This is a genomic window from Polyangium sp. 15x6, assembly GCF_029960785.1.
In the GTDB taxonomy this organism is placed as follows: domain Bacteria; phylum Myxococcota_A; class Polyangia; order Polyangiales; family Polyangiaceae; genus Polyangium.
In genome coordinates this window covers 88,371-106,486 of the sequence record NZ_JASBQE010000039.1, presented here as the reverse complement: position 1 = coordinate 106,486, position 18,116 = coordinate 88,371, and the positions used below count along the sequence as shown (strand labels likewise).

General features: G+C 71.2%; 13 protein-coding genes and 1 pseudogene. 5 read left to right on the top strand and 9 right to left on the bottom strand.

Annotated features, from left to right (window positions below):
• A pseudogene (locus tag QHF83_RS27000) lies at positions 1-636 on the top strand (hypothetical protein); the annotation flags it as partial.
• Here the strand turns inward: QHF83_RS27000 and QHF83_RS26995 are convergent.
• The gene (locus tag QHF83_RS26995) at positions 633-1,325 is read right to left on the bottom strand and encodes a ComF family protein (protein WP_282420828.1); all 693 of its coding nucleotides are present in this window, start codon (positions 1,323-1,325) and stop codon (positions 633-635) included. The pseudogene QHF83_RS27000 and the gene QHF83_RS26995 overlap by 4 nt on opposite strands.
• Before the next feature lie 148 nt (positions 1,326-1,473).
• Between QHF83_RS26995 and QHF83_RS26990 the strand changes: the two genes are divergently transcribed.
• From QHF83_RS26990 to QHF83_RS26980, 3 genes are read left to right on the top strand one after another with little or no spacing between them, the layout of a single operon-like run.
• Positions 1,474-4,278: a GYF domain-containing protein gene (locus QHF83_RS26990; RefSeq protein WP_282420827.1), complete on the top strand. Its 2,805-nt coding sequence runs from the start codon at positions 1,474-1,476 to the stop codon at positions 4,276-4,278.
• The gene (locus QHF83_RS26985) at positions 4,275-5,063 is read left to right on the top strand and encodes a hypothetical protein (RefSeq protein ID WP_282420826.1); all 789 of its coding nucleotides are present in this window, start codon (positions 4,275-4,277) and stop codon (positions 5,061-5,063) included. Before QHF83_RS26990 ends, QHF83_RS26985 begins: the two co-directional genes overlap by 4 nt.
• Before the next feature lies 1 nt (position 5,064).
• Complete coding sequence (locus QHF83_RS26980; protein WP_282420825.1) at positions 5,065-6,573, top strand: alginate export family protein; 1,509 nt, start codon at positions 5,065-5,067, stop codon at positions 6,571-6,573.
• On the opposite strand, the gene QHF83_RS26975 is transcribed toward QHF83_RS26980, so the two are convergent.
• From QHF83_RS26975 to mnmA, 8 genes are all read right to left on the bottom strand, one after another.
• Positions 6,570-7,088 (bottom strand): DUF882 domain-containing protein, encoded by a 519-nt coding sequence (locus tag QHF83_RS26975; RefSeq protein WP_282420824.1) that lies wholly within the window; start codon positions 7,086-7,088, stop codon positions 6,570-6,572. The two genes, QHF83_RS26980 and QHF83_RS26975, sit on opposite strands and share 4 nt — an antisense overlap.
• 104 nt (positions 7,089-7,192) lie before the next feature.
• Positions 7,193-9,136, bottom strand: a complete 1,944-nt coding sequence (ftsH, locus tag QHF83_RS26970) for an ATP-dependent zinc metalloprotease FtsH (protein ID WP_281320697.1) — start codon at positions 9,134-9,136, stop codon at positions 7,193-7,195.
• Positions 9,137-9,284: 148 nt separating this feature from the next.
• The gene (gene tilS, locus QHF83_RS26965; protein ID WP_282420823.1) at positions 9,285-10,175 is read right to left on the bottom strand and encodes a tRNA lysidine(34) synthetase TilS; all 891 of its coding nucleotides are present in this window, start codon (positions 10,173-10,175) and stop codon (positions 9,285-9,287) included.
• Positions 10,172-10,366 carry a hypothetical protein gene (locus QHF83_RS26960; protein ID WP_282420822.1) on the bottom strand — a complete coding sequence of 65 codons (195 nt, stop codon included), beginning with the start codon at positions 10,364-10,366 and terminating at the stop codon, positions 10,172-10,174. The genes tilS and QHF83_RS26960 overlap by 4 nt, the downstream gene beginning before the upstream one ends.
• Positions 10,367-10,394: 28 nt before the next feature.
• On the bottom strand, positions 10,395-11,768 hold the full coding sequence (locus QHF83_RS26955; protein WP_282420821.1) for an RsmD family RNA methyltransferase: 1,374 nt from the start codon (positions 11,766-11,768) through the stop codon (positions 10,395-10,397).
• A 71-nt stretch (positions 11,769-11,839) separates the two neighbouring features.
• The gene (locus QHF83_RS26950) at positions 11,840-14,284 is read right to left on the bottom strand and encodes a serine/threonine-protein kinase (RefSeq protein WP_282420820.1); all 2,445 of its coding nucleotides are present in this window, start codon (positions 14,282-14,284) and stop codon (positions 11,840-11,842) included.
• Between the two features lie 141 nt (positions 14,285-14,425).
• Positions 14,426-15,073 carry a hypothetical protein gene (locus QHF83_RS26945; RefSeq protein ID WP_282420819.1) on the bottom strand — a complete coding sequence of 216 codons (648 nt, stop codon included), beginning with the start codon at positions 15,071-15,073 and terminating at the stop codon, positions 14,426-14,428.
• Positions 15,070-16,185: a tRNA 2-thiouridine(34) synthase MnmA gene (gene mnmA, locus QHF83_RS26940; RefSeq protein ID WP_282420818.1), complete on the bottom strand. Its 1,116-nt coding sequence runs from the start codon at positions 16,183-16,185 to the stop codon at positions 15,070-15,072. The genes QHF83_RS26945 and mnmA overlap by 4 nt, the downstream gene beginning before the upstream one ends.
• Positions 16,186-16,342: 157 nt before the next feature.
• On the opposite strand from mnmA, the gene QHF83_RS26935 reads away from it, so the two are divergent.
• The gene (locus QHF83_RS26935; protein ID WP_282420817.1) at positions 16,343-18,109 is read left to right on the top strand and encodes a response regulator; all 1,767 of its coding nucleotides are present in this window, start codon (positions 16,343-16,345) and stop codon (positions 18,107-18,109) included.
• Positions 18,110-18,116: the final 7 nt, after the last annotated feature.

The window sequence follows — 18,116 nt, the reverse complement described above, 5'->3', positions numbered from 1 at the left end:
CCGCCCGTGGCGCCGCCGATGGGCGCGCCTCCCGGGTTGCCTCGGTTCGGGACGCCGGCGGCGCCGCCCGCGCCGGGGGCCGTCTCCGCCTCCGCGCCCCCTGCCGCACCCGCTGCGGAGCCCGCGCTCGCGCCGGCGCAACCCGCCAGCCGGAAGAAGCGACCGCCGCCGCTTGCGCTCGCGATCGCCGGTGGCGCGGTCGCGTTGATCACCGCGGGGGCCGTCGTGATGTTCACGGGCGGCTCGGATCCGGACGCGAATCCGAACGCCGGCGCCTCGGCGTCGACCTCGGCCAAGTCTCCGCTCGCGACGCCCGAGACCCAGCCGTCCGACTCCGCCGCCGTGCCGCCGTCCACGGCGCCCTCCGCGCCTCCCGCGGGATACGGGCTCTTGACGGTGGTGTTTCCCTCGGAGGGAAACGTGTACGTGAGCGGAAAGAAGCTCGGCCGCACGAACGAGACGTTCCAGGCGCCGTGCGGCAGCAAGTTCGTGCGCGTGTCGAGCTCGGCCGAAGGGCGCTATCCGGAGTGGCTCTCGGCAGGAGAGACGGTGCTCGTGCCTTGCCAGGATTCGCTGCGGATCGAGGTCGTTCCTGGCAAGCCGCCGCTGCAAGTGCCGCGGAAGAAGAAGCGCTAGGCAGCGGGATTCGCGGGGGAAGGCTCGCCGGCGCGGGCGAGGCACAACGCGATCACGTCGCGCGCGCCCGCCTCGACGAGCGCGTCGCGGCAGGCCGAGAGCGTGGATCCCGTGGTGGCGACGTCGTCGACGAGGAGCACCCTGCGTCCTTGTACGGCTCGAGGGGATCGCACGACGAAGGCCCGCGTGACGTTCGCGAGTCGCTCGACGCGCCCGAGCGTCGCCTGCTGCGGCGTGTCCCGAAGCCGCACCAGCGCGCGCGCTGCGAGAGGCACGCCGAGCTCGTCCGAAGCCGCGTGCGCGAGCAGCGCCGCCTGGTTGTACCCGCGCTCCGCGAGCCTTCGCGGATGTAGCGGTACGGGGATCACGAGGTCCACGACGGGCGCATCCTCCCGCACGAGCCCGCGCAGGAGATGGCCGAGCGGGCGCCCGAGATCGGGCCGCTCCCCGTACTTGAACCGCCTGAGCGCGGCCGCGATGGCGCCTCCGAACGTCGCGAACGCGAGCGGCTCGCCGGGCGTGTTCGCGGTTCGGAGGACGGTCGCCGCGCACGGCGGGCAAAAGACACGGTCGCGGCGCACGGGCGCATCGCAGGCCGCGCAGGCCGGAGGGCTGAGGGTGTCGAGCAGGGCGCGGGCGATCGCGCGTGCGGCCAGGAACGCGAGAACGAAGGGACGCGAGAGGGACATGCCCGAACATCGAAGCCAACGACCCAGAGTTGCGTGAGGGCGAACGAAATTCTGCGCAACGTCGCGGGGGTCGCTGTACGATTCGCGGCGAGGTGCTCGCCCGACACGAACACGATCTGCGCACGACCTGCTCCACGCGGAGGCCCGCTTGACCGGCCGCGACGAGTGGCGCTGGACCGACGAGCAAGGCGTGCAGCGGCTCGTGCGAACCGACGAGCTGCGGGAAGCCATCGCGACCCGCGTGCTTCCGTCGTCCGTCCTCGTCTGGCGCGAGGGCATGGAGGCGTGGGTCCCCGCCTTCACGGTGGCCGAGTTCGCCGACGTCACGCCCACCGCGCAGGAGCCGATCGCGCCGCAGCACGAGCCAGCCGCGGTCGCGCCGCCTCGCTTCGGCGGGCCGCTGCCCGAGAAGCGCGGCCAGATGGGCACGCTGCTCGGGATCACGGGCCCGGCCGCGCCGCAGAAGGGCGCCCAGGGCGTGCCGATCGTGGTGCCCTCGGGCGCAGGCACGGAAGCCGTACCCCCGGGCGCCGCGCCGATCACGCTGCGGCCCGAGTACGGCGGAGCGGCGTTCGAAGCCGCCGTGCCCCGAGGCCCGACCGCATCGCCCGAGCCGCCGGCCGTCGTTCGACCGCCCCCGCCCGTGGGCCCTCTGCCGCCTCCCGTCGCCGAACCAGCCCCGAAGCCCCCGCCGACGAGCGCGAACGCGATCGACGAGCTCTGGGGCGACGTCAACGACGACGAGACGACGAACGTCGGTGATCTCGCCCCGCCCGCCGCGAAGCCGCCGAAAGAGACCACGGCCGCAGCGCTGCCGAAGCCCGCGATGGTCGCACCTCGCGCGGCGGAGAGCCCCGCGAAGCCGCCCGCCGCGACGCCTCGATCGAACCCGCCGCCGCCGATCGCCGCGCCCGCCAAGCCCGCCGAGGGCTCGCGCGGGAAGGCAGGCGGCGCGGAGAACACGTCGATCGGCCCTGCGCCGAAGCCCCTCGGCCCCAAGACGTCCGAGTACTCGACGGTGGGCCCGAGCCCGATGCGCGCGCCGTCGAAGATCCTCACGAAGCCCACGACGGAGCCAGCCGCGAAGCCCGCGGTGTCGCCGACGATCCCGCGGCCGATCGCGGACAAGGGCGCGGACAAGCCCTCGGCGATCCTGAAGCCGTCGGCGCTGCTCAAGCCTGCCCCGGTGCCACGCGCCGGCGCGGCTCCGGGCACGTCGACCACGTCGACGGCGAAACTCCCGCCGAGCACGCCGCCGCCTGCCGCGCCGGTCGAGCCTCCGGCCGCAGAACCTCCGGCCGATCCACCCGCCGCGGCGGCGGGTCCGCCGCTTGCCCCGACCGAGCCGCCGCCGCCCCTCGTCACGCCGCCCGAGCTCGCGCCGTCGCCCGAGCTCGCGCCCGTGACGGCGCCCTCCCGCGTCGACGAGTTGCCCCCGGCGCCGCCTCCACGCGAGCCGAGCACGACCGCGATCTTGCCGCCCGACTTCACCACGGGCGCGTACGCCGCCGCGTCCGGCGGGTACACCGGTCCGTCGATGGCCGGCGCGGTGAAGCTGCCGCACGAGGTCACGCGGACGATCCGGATCGATTCTCTGCTCGTCGATCCCTCGACCGCGCCGCTGCCCGAAAAAGAAGCGTCCGCGAGGGGTGCGTCCGACGAGGTGAGGACCTTGCCGTCGGCGGTCGAAGAGCGCGCTCCCGCGGCGCCGAACCCGCCGTACACGTACGCGGAGGCGCCGCGTGAACGTGCCGCGCTCGACGCGACGTCGGAGGGCCTGCGCGCGGTCAAACCCGAGCAAGCGCCGAGCACGCTGCCGCTGAAGGTGATCGCCACGAGCAGCGGCTTGCTCGTGATGATGGTGATCTCGGCGTTCTTCGTGGGTCGTTGCTCGGTCAAGCCGACGGTGGCCGGCGGCGGCGCGCGCTCGGTCCTGGCGAACACGGTCCGCGAGATCCGCGACGCCTTGCCGCAACCGCCGAAGCCTTGCTGGGTGGCGAAGCAGCCCGTGCGCTGGGCGCCCGTCGTCTCGAACAAGATCCCCTTCGAGCTCTTGCCGCTCCCCTCGGGCAACGTCTCGATCGGCTACGCGAAGAGCTCGGACGAGGCCGTCGGCATCGAGGTCACGCCGTCGAGCGGTCAGGTGAACGAAGGGTTCGTCGAGAAGGTCAGCGGCGAGATCGATCGCGTCGCGCCGACCGGCACCGACAAGGGCTACTTCGTCGCCGCGAAGGACTCGTCGGGCGCGCTGAAGTCGCTCGTGCAGGTGCCCGCGTCCACGCCGTTTTTCCTGGGCGTCGCCGAAGGCAACCTCGCGACGGCCGATCGTGTCGACGCCGCGCCGCAGGCGCTCTGGCCGATCGCGGGATCGGAGCCGCTCGACGCCGCGCGCGTGGTCGTCGCCGACGACAAGGGCTACGCGCTCTCGTTCCGTCGCGACGGCGCCGTCATGGGCGGCTTCATCGGCCCGGATCGCAAGCCCATCGGCGAGCTCGTGAAGGTCGTGGGATCCGGCGGTCAGGTCGGTAAGCCCATGAGCGGATGGAACGGCCGCGAGGTCGCGATCCTCTTCGCCGATCGCGAGAACGAGGAGAGCCCGTGGAAGATCCGGCTCGGCCATGCGCCGGCCGGGTCGATCCCGTCGTCGACCCAGGTGATCGAGCTGCCGGCCGGAGGCCCCGGCGGCGACGCGTTCGCGCCCGGGATCGCGGGTTTGCCCGATGGTCGATGGGTGCTCGTCTGGACCGAGGGATCGTCGGGCGCGCGCGCCGTGCGTGCGCAGACGCTCGGCCCGGACTTCGTGCCCGTGGGCGATCCGATCGCGCTCTCGCCGCCCGCGGGCAACTTCGGGCAGGGCATGGCCGCCGTGGCCGGCGCGTACGTGACCACGGTCTTCCTCCAGAGGGGCAAGTCGAGTTACGAGCTTTGGGGAGGCGTGCTCCAGTGCGGATGAGACTGTCGTCGAGGCGATCGTTCGCGTGGGCCTTCGTCGTGGCGGCGAGCCTGTCCTCGCTCCCTGCTTGCGGGCCCTCGCTGTCGCAGATCGAGCAAGGCAAGGCGATCACCACGAAGGAGCCCGCGCTCGACGACTTCTTCAAGTCCGTCGTCGCGCTGCGCAGCGAGGTCGATCGCGCCGAGGGTGATCGCAAGGCCGCGCGCGCCGAGCTCATGAAGACCCTCGGCCTCGCGGAGACGGCGGAAGCGAGCGCCGCGCTGGAGGCGGCCGCGAAGAAGGCGAAGACGCTCGACGAGGCGGGCACGGCGCTGCACCTCGAGCTCACGCCTGACGCGAAGCTCATCGTGCTCGTGCAGAAACGCGGCAAGTCGAGCGAGGATCCCGAGGCGCTCGCGAAGGCCGTGGAGCAATCGGTGAAGGCGTCGCTCGACGTGGCGCGGCGCATGGGCGATCTCGAGCAGCGCGCGCGCTTCCTCGACACGAAACGAACGGAGCTCTCCACGACGCCCGCGGCGAAGTCGGGCGACGCTCCGCGCGAGCTCGAGGGCGCGCGGGTCGTGCTCGCCGATCTGCGCGGGCGCGCGACGACGGAGGCGGGGCTCGCGTCGTCGTTCGTCGTGGGCCTGGCGATGGCGCTGGAGACCGGCGCGGCCGACACGGCGCTCGCGAAGTTCACCGGCAAGACGCCGCGCCCACGGCCCGGCGGTGGTGGTGGCGGCGGCGCGCCCGCGGGAGCATCGCCGGCGCCGAAGCCCAAGCCGAGCGACGATTTCGAGCCCTGACATGACGAGACCGAATCCTTCCGTATTCGCCGCGGCGGCCGCGCTCGCGCTCTCGCTCGCGAGCCCCTCCGCAGAGGCGCAGGCGACGCCCCTGCCCGAGTCGATCCCCGTCGGGTCCTTCACCTTCCGCCCGTCGTTCGAGCTCCGCGTGCGCGGCGAGTTCCGCACCGATCCGTTCGACATCGGCGGCGTGAATTTCACGCGCGGGGCCGTGCTCGAAGATGCGTACGGAACGAACCTGCCGCCGCGCTTCGACGCGCCGACCTACATGACGCCGATCTACTCGTCGCAGTGGGCCGCGACGAGCCGCGCGCGGCTCGGGCTCGCGGTGGATCGCGGCCCGGTGACGGCGGCGATCGTGCTGCAGGACGCGCGGCCGATCGCGGGATCGACGGGGACCGGCGTGCTGCAAAGTAGCCAGCTCGGCACGGGCCTCGGCCTCTTCGAGGCGTACCTCGACGTGCACCGCAAGAACCGCCGCGTGTGGTTCCGCCTCGGCCGACAGCGCGTCGTGTGGGGCGACGGGCGCCTCCTCGGCGAGAGCGATTTCACGCAACGGCCGCGATCGCTCGACGCCGCGCGGCTCGGTTTGTCGTGGAAGAACATCGACGTCGAGCTGCTCGCGGCGCTCATCGGCACCTCGCCGCTCGGCAGCCTCGGTGGCCTCGGGGCGGCGGGCGGGACGACCGGCTCGGGATCGGCGGGCAGCACGGGTACGCCGGTGCCCACGACGGTCCATCCGCAGACGGGCAGCCAGCTCTACGGCGCGCACGCGGTCTTCCGCATCTTCCCGCTGCTCGCGATCGACGTCACGGCGCTCGCGCGGATCGTCCGACCGCCGGCCGCGCTCGATCTCACGCCGAGCGACACGTACGTGTTCGACGCGCGTTTCTCGGGCGACTACCGCGGCGTGCGGTACGCCGTCGAAGGCGCGTACGAGCTCGGCCGCATCTCGAGCTTCGGCGCGAACCGTGATCTCCGCGCCTTCGCGGGCGCCGCGCGCGTCACGTGGGAGACGGCGCTCCCCTGGCACCTCACGTTCGGCGCGGCGGGCGCGTACGCTTCGGGCGACAATGGCAGCACCGACCCGCTCGCCGTGCAGACGCGCTTCGATCCGATCCTCCCCGAGGAGCGCCCGATGCACGGCCGCATGGGCCTCTACGCGTGGTCGAACCTCATCGAGGCCGGCGCGGACATCGCGGCGCGCCCGGCCGACGCGTTCTCGGTGAACCTCGGCTATCGCTTCGTCGGTCTCGCCGATCCGAAGGGCCGCTGGACGAGCGCGTCGTTGATCCCGATCGGCGCCTCGGCCACGAACGAATCGCACATCCTCGGCCACCAGATCGACGCGACCTTCGGCCTGCGCGTCTGGGATCCGCTCGCGATCGAGGCCTCCTACGGCCTCTTCCTGACCGGCGAGGGCGCGCAGAACATCCTCGAAGCATCGAGCCGCGGCCGCCCCGAGATGCAGCACTTCGCCTATCTCCAGGCCGTGCTGCGCGCGCCCTAGAACCCGCTCCAGCGCCGCTTCGGCCCCGTGTCGACGTGCACGAACCTGTCGCGCCTCCCCGCGTAGGTGCCGAGCCCGCCTTGCCACTTCGCCTGCAGGATCTCGGCGGCGAGCTTCGGCACGGTGAGCCCGTCGACGCGGAAATCGATCGCCATGCCGAGCGTGTGCTGGCTGTGCGACGCCACGTGCCGGCCCTTCTTGCGCATCACCTCGTTGCGCTTGGGGCTCCGGTAGCCGCTCACGATCTCGATCCGCGCGCCCTCATGTTTCTTCGCGATCGTACGAAGGAGATCGAGCAGCCGCGGATCGATGCGCGTCTCCTGCTCGTAACCGTGATCCGCGAGGAACGTGGAGAAGCGCTCGATCGTGGGCTCGTCCTCGGTGAGCGCGAGCGTCTCTTGCGTGTGACCGTGCACGATCGTCGCGAGCGTCTTCTTCGCGGGAGCGGCGTTCGCCGCGGGATCGGCGGCGCTCGGATTGCTCGATGGAGCAGGCACCGCCGCCGCTTCGATCACGGAGGCGGTGCTTTTGCGTGGGGAAGGGAGGGGAGCTTCGGAGAGCGGAGAGGGGACGGGCAGGGCGAACGCCGCGGCGACGAGGGCCGGGATCGCCCTGCTTCTCACGTGCTCGGAGCGGGCTTCGGCGCGCCGAAGATGCTCGCGGCGCGACGCTTCTCCTTCGCGGCGCGCTCGCGGTCGGCGTAGGTCGGGATGACGACCTTCTGCCGCTCGGGCAGCTCGCGCCCGGCCACGATCGCGTCGACCTCCTCGGCGTCGAGCGTCTCGCGCTCGAGCAGCGCGTTCGCCAGCTTGTCGAGCGCCTCGCGGTGCTCCTCGAGCAGGCGGCGCGCCTCGGCGTGGCCGTCGAACACGAACTTGCGGACCTCGTCGTCGATCTGGTTGGCGACCGTCTCCGAGTAGTCACGTCGCTGGCTCGTGAAGTCGCGGCCGAGGAACACGCTCTCCTCGTTCGCGGCGTACGAGATCGGGCCGATGACGTCGCTCATGCCGAACTCGGTCACCATGCGGCGGGCGAGGTTCGACGCTTGCTTGATGTCGTTGCCCGCGCCCGTCGTGAACTGGCCGAACACGATCTCCTCGGCGACGCGGCCGCCCATCAGCACCGCCAGGCGCGCCTTCGCGAAGTCACGCGACATGCTCAGGCGGTCTTCCTTGGGCAGCTGCTGCGTGATGCCGAGCGCCGGGCCGCGCGGGATGATCGTCACCTTGTGCACGGGGTCGGCGTTCTTCTCGAGCAGCTTCGCCACGAGCGCGTGGCCGGCCTCGTGCCACGCCGTCGTCTTTCGCTCCTCCTCGCTGATCACCATGCTGCGGCGCTCGGTGCCCATGAGGACCTTGTCCTTGGCCATCTCGAAGTCGACCATCGAGACGAGGTCCTTGTCCTGACGGGCGGCGAGCAGCGCGGCCTCGTTGACGAGGTTCTCGAGATCGGCCCCGACGAACCCGGGCGTACCGCGGGCGATGATGTCGAGGTCGACGTCCGGACCGAGCGGCACCTTCTTCGTGTGCACGCGGAGGATGCCCTCGCGGCCGCGCACGTCGGGGCGGTTCACCACGATGCGGCGATCGAAGCGGCCGGGCCGCAGGATCGCGGGGTCGAGGACGTCCGGCCGGTTCGTCGCGGCGATGATGATCACGCCGTCGTTCGACTCGAAGCCGTCCATCTCGACGAGCAACTGGTTCAACGTCTGCTCGCGCTCGTCGTGCCCGCCGCCGAGGCCCGCGCCGCGGTGCCGGCCGACGGCGTCGATCTCGTCGATGAAGATGATGCAGGGCGCGTGCTTCTTGCCCTGCTCGAAGAGATCGCGCACGCGGCTCGCGCCGACGCCCACGAACATCTCGACGAAGTCCGAGCCCGAGATCGAGAAGAACGGCACGCCCGCCTCGCCGGCGATCGCCTTCGCGAGCAGCGTCTTGCCCGTGCCGGGCGGGCCCATCATGAGCACGCCCTTGGGGATGCGGCCGCCGAGCTTCTGGAACTTCTTCGGATCCTTGAGGAAGGCGATGATCTCTTCGAGCTCGTCCTTCGCCTCGTCGATGCCGGCGACGTCGGCGAACGTCACCTTGTTCTGCGATTCCGAGAGCAGCCGCGCGCGCGATTTGCCGAAGCTCATCGCCTTGCCGCCGCCCGCCTGGAGCTGCCGCATGAACAGGTAAAACATGACGAGGAGGAAGACCATCGGCAGGATGGTCACGAGCGCGCCCGACCAGAACGGCGAGGCGTCCTCCTTCTCGAAGGTGACGGCGACCTTGTTGTCGACCAGCGTCTTCGTGATCTCGTCGGCGTTGTCCGGGCCGATCGTGACCTTTTTGACCTTCGAGTTGCTCTTCGGGTCCTTCACCCAGAACGTGTATTCACGATCCTTGATCGAGACGGAGTCGACGTGCGGGTCCTTCTCTCGATCGGCCCGAACCTGGCTCATGAACTCGCTGAACGAGACCTGCGTTGCGGGCGGGCGATCTGGGCTCAGGAACTGCCAGATCACGAGGAACATCATGATCAGCAGGACCCAAAGCAGGAGCGTCTTGTGCGATTGCTTCACGAGGATCCTCGGGTTGCCCGGCCCGATCTCCTCGGGACGAGCAGACTGCGTCCAAATGTAACGCTTCTTTGCACCAGCATGCCACGCGGTGGCATGCCCGTCGATGGAAGCCAAGCCGCGCCGTCCATTCGGGAAGGACGCGGTTCGATCATTTCTTTTCGTTAAGGACGATCTTCCCCGCTGGGAAGGTCACGTCGAGCTCCCGCCCCCCCTTCATACGAATCTTCACAATCCGAGCGCCTTTCTTCTGCGCTCGCTCGATCGTCGTCCGTTGTGCCCGGCCGAGCCCGCTCATCGGGTCCTCCACTGGACAGACGTCGTGCAGCATGTCCGCGAGGGCACAGAGATGGTCGATGATCCGCGGTGAAAGCTCTTCCAAGAGCGGGATCAGCTCGCGGCGTACCCGGACGCGCGTGAAGCGAGGGTCGAGGTTCGAAGGGTCGCGGGCATGGGCGATCGCGTGGCGATCGAGGTGGAGCAGGACGTCGGAGCGGCGCGCGCGGACGAGCGGTCGCACGAGGTCGCGCGGGGCTTCACCGCTGCTCGGCGGCACGGGCGCAGGCGCGCGGGGTTCGAGCACGGCGAGACCACGCGGGCCCGCGCCGCGTAACAGGCGCAGGAGCACGGTCTCGGCCTTGTCGTCGGCCGTGTGCCCCGTGGCGATCACGGCGGCGCCACGCCGCGCTGCAGCGTCCTGCAACGCCCGATGACGCGCTTCACGCGCCCGCGCCTGGAGGTTTCCCCCGGGCTCGACCTCGATGCGCGTCACCTCGAAAGGAACACCGAGCTTGTCCGCGAGCTCGGCCGCGAGCGCGAGCTCGTTCGTCGCTTCGGGGCGCAATCCATGGTCGACGCCGTGCCCGATCACCTCGTGGCCGATCGTGCGTCGGAGCAGCGCGAGCACGTGCAGGAGCGCCGTCGAGTCGGGGCCGCCCGAGCAGGCGACGAGCACGCGATCGCCGCGATCGAAGAGCGCTTCATCGCGAACGGTGCGCTCGGCGAGGCGCCGTAACGAAGGCGAGTGCGAGGACTTGGTCAACGGAGCTCGAAGGCCTTGCAGAAGACGACCTCGTCACGCGCGTCGAGGTCGGGCTCTTGGTGCATCACGTGCGGGTAGCCGAGCGAGCAACGATCGCCTTCCGGATCGTACTGCGCGCAGTCGCCGCACGTGAACACGAGGCGAAAGCGGCGCGCCTCCTGCCGGAGCCGTTCGTCGACGCGGTGGATCATCCGGCGAAAGCCTAGCGCACGCGACCGCTCAGCGCGCGCCGCGACGACGCACGAGGCGGGCCACGGTCTCGACGTGGCTCGTCTGCGGGAAGAGCTCGACCGTCTCGAGGTGCGTGAGCTCGAAGCCCGCGCGCACGAGCACGCCGAGGTCACGCGCGAGCGTGGCCGGATCACACGCCACGTAGACGATCCGATGCACCCGCGAGGCCGCGATCGCAGCCGTAGCGCCCTCGGCGCCGGCCCGCGGCGGATCGAGCACGACGACCTCGACGCGCGGCGGGATCGGGTAGGCGTCCGCGTCCGAGACGACGACCTTGCCCGGAAGATCCCGTGCCGCGAGGTTTTCCCGGGCCGAGCGCGCAGCTCCCTCGTCCGACTCGACCGCGACGAACGACGCCGCTCCACGCGCGAGCAGGATCGAGAGCGTGCCGCTGCCCGCGAAGAGCTCGAGCACGTGCCCGTTCGCCTTCTCGTTCGCGCCGTCCCGCGGCGCATCCACCTCCGCGCGGGCGAGCTCCGCCACGCGACGCGCGAGCAGTATTGCGCCGCGATCCGAGCTCTGCGCGAACGAGCCCGCCGCGATGACGAGCGGCGCGCCGTCCGCGCCTTCGAGCATCGGCCGCGGATCACCGAACACGGCCGGGGTCTTCGCGCCTTCCATGCGCACGCGCGCGCCGGCCCAAGCGCCCTCCGCGACGCGTCGATCGATCGACGCCCACGCCGCAGGCGCGATCTCGCCGCGCCACGTCACATCCACGACGAGCCTCCCGCCCGCGCCTCGCGCGATCTGCACGTCGCCATCGCCCGACGAACCCGCGAGCACCGTCGGGATCTCGTCGAGCGCGCCCGCGATCGACGACGCGAGCACGATACAAGCGGGCGTCGCGACGAGCGCGTGCGAGCCCGGCGCGCGATACCCGATCCGCACCCGACCTCGCTCGCCGCGCACGTACAGCCGCGCGCGCGTGCGATAGCCGAGCGGCTCGGGCGCGCCGTGCACCTGGATCGCGGGCGGCGTCTCGCCCGTCGCGTGCGCGACCGCGCTCCGCACGATCTCCGCGTGCGCCGCTTCCTGCGCGTGCTGCGACAGATGCATGAAGTCGCAGCCGCCGCACGCATCCGCATGCAGGCACGCGGGCTCCACGCGATCGGGGCTCGCCTCGATCACCCGCAGGAGCCGCCCTCGCGCGGGGCGCGTGTTCCTGTCGACCTCGGCCTCCACGCGTTCGCCCGGCGCGGTGCCCGGCACGAACACGACCGTGCGATCGGCGAGCCGAGCCACGCCCGCTCCACCTACGGCGAGGTTCTCGATGTGCAGGATCTCCGGGCGAGGCGCTAGCTTCGGCCTCGACGGTTTGTCCCTGCGGTCCGGCTTTCCAGCGGGACGCGTTCCTTGCGGCATCGAAGGAGACTACGTCACGACGAACGCACGCGCACCGCCCGCCCCGTCGGAAGGGCGAGCGGCCGTGTTCGTCACTTCATCGACACGCGTTGCGCCGTCACCTGACCGGACACGACGATGACCGAGATGACCTTCGTCATGTCGCCCTTCTTGAGCGTGACCCGGTGCGAGCCCGGCTTGACCGAGAGGTGCACGATCGGCGAGGGGCCGAGCGAACGACCGTTGTCGAGCACGTCGTCGCAGAACGGGTTGCACACGATCGTCAGGAAGCCCGGCTCGCCGGACGCGGCCGCCGTGCTCGCTGTTGCGGTCGGCGCGGCTGTGGGCGCGGTCGCGGCCGTCTTCGCGGCGGCAGGCGCGTTCCCGGTCGCGGGGCCCGGCGTGGGCGCGGGCGCGGCCGTCTCCGTGGGCGCGGCCGCGGCCGTTTCGGTCGGCGCGGGCGCGGGCGCGGGAGCCGGCGCAGGCGCGGGCACGGCGACCGTGCTCGGGATCGCCGGCGCCTCGGGGACGGCCGTTCCCTGCGGCTGCGTCGCTGCCTGCGGCTGCTTCAGCTTGAAATACACGAGCACGCCGATGCCGATCACGCTGAGCGCGACGAGCGCGACCACGAGGACGAACACGCCCGTGTTGCGCTTCGGCCCGCCTTGCTGACGAGCCGCCTCCTGCTGCGCCATCCACAGCGCGGCGGGATCCGGGCGCGGTAGCGACATCGCGGTCTCGATCTGCGACTGCGCCACGCGCTGGCCGTATTGCTGCGGCACGTGCACGTTCGGGTTGCTGATCGGATACTGCGGCTGCGGCTGCCCGTACTGCGGTTGCGGCGGCTGCTGCCCGAAGCCGAAGCCCGGCTGCTGCGGCGCCATCGCGCCGTTGAAGCCCGGCTGCTGCGGCGCGGGATAACCGCCGAATCCAGGTTGTTGCGGCGCGCCGAACCCTGGCCGCGGCGGCCCGGGATCCGGGATCTTCGTGTTCGCCGGGAGCGCGATCGTCGCGTTCAGATCGTCCGCGTCGCCCGGATATCCGCTGTTCGGCAGCGCCGCGGTGCGCTCGTTCTGCCCCGGACCGGGCATGCCCGCCGCGGGGAGCGGCGTCGTGAGCTGCGGCCGATGCTGCGCCTGCGGCATGGCCGGACGACCTGCGCTCGGCAGCGGTCCACCTTGGGACTTTTCGAGGTGCTCGCGCGTCGCCACCGTGGTCGGCACGTCCTCGTCGTCGTCCATGAGCGACGTGGCGGCCATCTGCTGCGACGCGGATCGATCCTCGGGCGGCGGCATCGCCGCGGGCGCGCGGTTCGCGATCGGCTGCGCTGCCGATTTCGACGGCGCCGTCCCGCTCGCGCGGCCGCGACGATCGTCGTCCTCGTCTTCGAGCAGCGAATCATCGTTCAGGCCGCCCTGCGCGCGGAGCTGATCGACGTTGACCGTCGACGTCACCTCGGCGGCCCACGCGAGGTGCGCCTCGCGCTTGGCGATGCGATCGGTGAAGACGTGCCGGACGAACTGCGCGACCTCCTCGGGTCCGACGAACGCTCCGCTCTGGTTCAGATAGACCTGCAGGGCGCGGGAGAACTCGCGGGCCGTCTGGTAGCGGTCCTTCTTGTTCTTCGCGAGCGCCTTCATGACGACCGCTTCGAGCCCCTGCGGATAACCGCGGACGATCGTCGAGGGCAGTGGCACCACGCAGGCCTGCACCTTCTCGAGCGTGTCGAGATCGGTATCCATGCGGAAGAGGCGCTGGTTCGTGGTCAGCTCCCAGAGCACGACACCGAGCGCGAAGATGTCCGTCGTGCGATCGACGTCCGCGCCGCGCACCTGCTCGGGCGACATGTACGCGAGTTTGCCCTTGAGCGTGCCCGCGCGGGTCGACGCGAGCCGATCGGCGACCTTCGCGATGCCGAAATCGACGACCTTCGTGTAGCCGTCGTACGTGACGAACAGGTTGTGCGGCGTCACGTCGCGGTGGACGAGCCCGAGGAGCTGGCCGTTCTTGCCGCGCAGCTCGTGCGCCGCGTGGAGGCCCTCGGCCGCGTCCGCGCAGATGCGCGCCGCGAGCTCGGGGCTGATGTTCATCCGCTTCTCCTCGGCCCGCCGCATGACCTCGCGCAGCGGCTCGCCGTGGAGGTACTCCATCGCGATCCAGTACGTGTTGTCGTCTTTGCCGAGATCGAAGACCTGCGCGACGTTCGCGTGGTTGATCCCGGCCGCGATGCGGGCTTCGTCGAGGAACATGTCGACGAACTGATCGTCCTCGACGAGGTGCGGGTGGATGCGCTTGATCGCGACCCACTTCTGGAAGCCCCCGGGGCCGTCCATGCGCGCCAGATGCACGCTCGCCATGCCTCCGACGCCGATCTCGTCGACGACGCGGTATCGTCCGAGGAAGAAGGTCCCAGGCGGCTGCTGCTTTTCCGGTTCCTTCGGGCGGGGACCGGACGAGGAGGCGGGCGCGCTCCTGTTGTTCGCCGGTGCCGGACCGCCCGGTCGCGAAGCAGCGGGTCGAGGCGGAGGTTGAGCCATGACGCGTTGATTGAATCCTACCGCGAAAACGATTCCACTTTCCATGCGCCGGAGAGAGCGCGTGGACGCTTCCGGATGTTCAGCGGGCGAGCACGCCTCTCCGAGGCCAGAGGTAGGGAGCCTACCGAAGTGGCTCGAACTTCAGGGGAAAGGCTGCCCAGGCTGGCCGCGCTCGAAGTAGAAGCGGAAGAAACCCGTCACACGCGATTGCAGTTCCTTCGGGATCTCGTTCGCGGGCGCGTCCACGGGAGCGTCGCGCGGATCACCCATCCACACGTCGAACTCCGCGTCCGTGTACTTCTCCGCGGCCTCGGCCTCGTTCGGGTCCCCGCTGAACAGCGAATGAAACGTGATCGAGCCATCCACGGCATAGAGGATCACGTTCTGGTTGTGGCAGGAGCGCTGGAGGTAGAGCGCGACGTGGATCGCCGGCTGATCCGCAGGCGGCGGCGTCGGGAAATCCGAGCCCGGAGGCAAGACGCCCGGCGAGAGCGTCACGTCGAGCGGCTTGCCGAGGAGCTCCTCCCGGACCTGGCTCACGTCCTCGACGAGCACCGCGAGCCCGTCCGATACCTCTTGCAGATCGGTCCCGCGCTGCACGCGCATCTGCAGCGTCGAGCGGTACGGCACCGCCGCGAAGAAGTCCGGGCGCAGATCGTAGGCGTCGAACCAGCAGTCCTTCGCGACGAGCGCGTCGCTCTTGACCTCGCCTTCGCCCTGCCCGAGCGAACAACCCATCGCGCCGAGCGCGAGCAGCGACGCGACCGCGAGGCAAAGACGCGCGCTCACGCCGCGCCTCCCGCGCTCGCGTGGATCGCGGCCTTGATCGTGGCCCCGCCGCAGACGCGATCGCCGTCGTACGCGACCGCCACCTGCCCGGGAGAGACGGCCTTCACCGGCGTGCGGAAGCGCGCGACGAGCACCTCGCCCTGCTCCGGATCCTGCATGCGCTCGATCGTCGCGCGTTCGCCTTCGTGACGCGCGCGCACCCGCACGTCGGCTTCGAGCGGGAACGTCACGTCGTCGCTCCACGCGCCCGCTTCGAGCAGCGCGCCCGTCGCGAGCAGCGCGTCCTCGCCGCCGAGACGCACCGCGCCCGACTCCGCGTCGATCCCCACGACGAACGCAGGCCGACCGAGCGCCACGCCGATACCTTTGCGCTGGCCGATCGTGAACCGATGCACGCCCTCGTGGTGCCCCACCGTGCGCCCTCGGTCGTCGACGATCGGGCCCGGACGAACCCGCTCGCGCCCCGCCCGGTTCTCGACGAACGCGCCGTAGCCGCCGGCCGGGACGAAACAAAGCTCCTGGCTCTCGCCCTTGTCCGCGCGCGGGATCCGCCGCGCGTGTGCTTCGGCGCGCACCTCTTCCTTCGTCGCGTCCCCGAGCGGCAGGACGAGCTTTCGCAGCTCGTCCTCGCGCAGCATGTGCAGGAAGTAGCTCTGATCCTTGACGCGATCCTTGCCTCGATAGAGCCGCCCGCGTCCGTCGGCGCCGATCTCCGTCCGCGCGTAGTGGCCGGTCGCGACGAACGACGCGCCGAGCCGCTCGGCCAGCGGGAAGAGCTCGCGCATCTTCACCGAGCGGTTGCAGGCGACGCAGGGGCTCGGCGTCTCGCCTTCGAGGTACGCGTCGACGAACGGATCGACCACGTGCGCGCGGAAGAGCTCGCGCCGGTCGAACGTGTAGTGTGGGATGCCCAGGTGATCCGCCGCGCGCCGGGCGTCGTGTTGATCCTCGGGCGCGCAGCAACGACCCCGCTCGCTCCGGTCGTCGGGGTAGTCCCAGAGGTGGAGTGTCACCCCGATGACGTCATAACCGGCGTCGCAGAGGCGCGCCGCCGCCACGGAGGAGTCGACCCCGCCGCTCATGGCGACCACGATCCGCGTTCCTTTCGTCACGGGGCTGAGCTTAGCGCCGAAAAGCCGGCCGCGCGCGGGCGAATCCCTCCGGCCGGCCGGGCCGAGACGTGGGCCCCGACGCCCCCGGGACGAAACCGACCGGGCGGACCCCTTGCGACTTGGCCCCCCGGCGAGCGCACGTGATACGGTTTCGCCAATGCCCCGAGGGCTCGTGCTCGTGATCGAAGACGACGAGTGGGTCAGCAGCCTGCTCTCGGGCGCGATCCGTGACGCCGGCTACGACGTCATCGTCTGCAACACCGCGCAGGCAGGCCTCGATACGGCCTGCGATCGCGAGCCGGACTGCATCATCTGCGACATCGATCTGCCCGACAACGACGGCTACTGGGTCGCGCGGAACGTGCGCACGCAGCCGTCGCGTGTGTCGGTGACGCCGTTCCTCTTCCTCTCCGCCCTCGACGATCAAGAGGCGCGACTCGAAGGGTTTCACGTCGGCGCCGATGCGTACATGACGAAGCCGTTTCGCGTCGACGAGGTCGTCGCGCAGGTCGGCGCGCTCGTGCAGATGGCGTGGCGCCTGCGGCAGCGTCGCAACTCGCTCGTCTCCGTGCCGCCCTCGTCCACCAGCGAGACGACGGCGATCCAGGGCGATCTCAGTCAGATGTCGATCGCCACCGTCCTCACGGTGCTCGAGCTCGAGCGGCGCACGGGCATCGTCGAGGTCATCAGCAAGAAGCGCAAGGCGCAGCTCGAGGTCGCCTCCGGCTTCATCGTCACCGGGAGCATCGGCGGCACGACGACCGACGCGATCACGATCCTGCGGAGCATCCTCGGCTGGAAGGTCGGTCGGTTCTCGTTCGTGCCGCAGCCCGATCGCCCGCCGACCGGAAGCGCGCAGCCGATCGGTCACCTCTTGCTCGAAGCCGTGCGCCTCGAAGACGAGAGCATCCACAACGGCGAGCAACCTCGTTCGAGCAACAACGCGCCCTCCACGCGCCTCGCCGCGCCCGCGATGGGCGGGCCTCCGTCGCGTCGCACCGATCTCGGTCCTCCTTCGTCGAAAGCGATCGCCGAGCCGCCGAAGCCGATCAAGGCCGCCCCTGCGCCGGCCGCGCACGACGACGAGACCGATCGGAAGGCCTACTACGACTGGGCCGACTTCGGCATGGACGAGCCCGTGGCGCCACCGCAGAGCGGAGGCCGCGCGGAAGCCGTGCCGGGCTCGCAGGAGCTCGTGCCCGAGTCCGCATACGGCGACGAAGCGCAGCTCGTCGACGAGCCCGAGCAGCTCACCGAGCTCTCCGCGGAAGCGTTCGACGAGGTCGATGTCTCGCCCGCGTCCGAGTACCAGCTCGAAGAGGAAGACCTCGATGGCGCGCCGGCGTATCGCCCGAACTGGGGCACCGCGCAAAGGCAGCAACCCGGCGCGAGGCCCGCGCCCGCAGGCGGTCAGCAGCGGCCGGCGGGGGCGTACGCAGCGGGGCCGGTTCGTCCGGGCGCCATGGCGCCACGATCGCCCCATCAGCCTCCGCCGCGCCTCACGCCGGCGGGTCGACCTGCGGTCTCCCCGGGTTTGCCCGGTCCGCCGCCGCGTCAGCCCGTGCCGACGCGGACCGCGGGAGGTTTGCCCGGACCACCGCCCCGTGCGCCCGGCGGGGCGACGCGGCTGCCCGGTCCGCCGCCGCGACAACCGGTCGCGCCTGCACGTGCGAGCGGCGAGTACACGCGCCCGTCGTTCCCCGGCCCCGCGCCTGCGGCGCGCCCGCCGGTTCCGCAGGGCCATTCGAAGAGCACGCCGCCGCCGCTGCCGAACCCGGGCACGGGCCCGATGCCGCGCTCGCCCACGCCGCCGCCGCGGCACGCCGTGCAGACGCGGCCCGATCTCAGCGATAGCGGCGTTCGTCCGGCGCCCCCGCCGCTGCCGCCGCGCCAGACGGGCCCGTTCAACGACAAGAAGCGCTGAGCGCGCT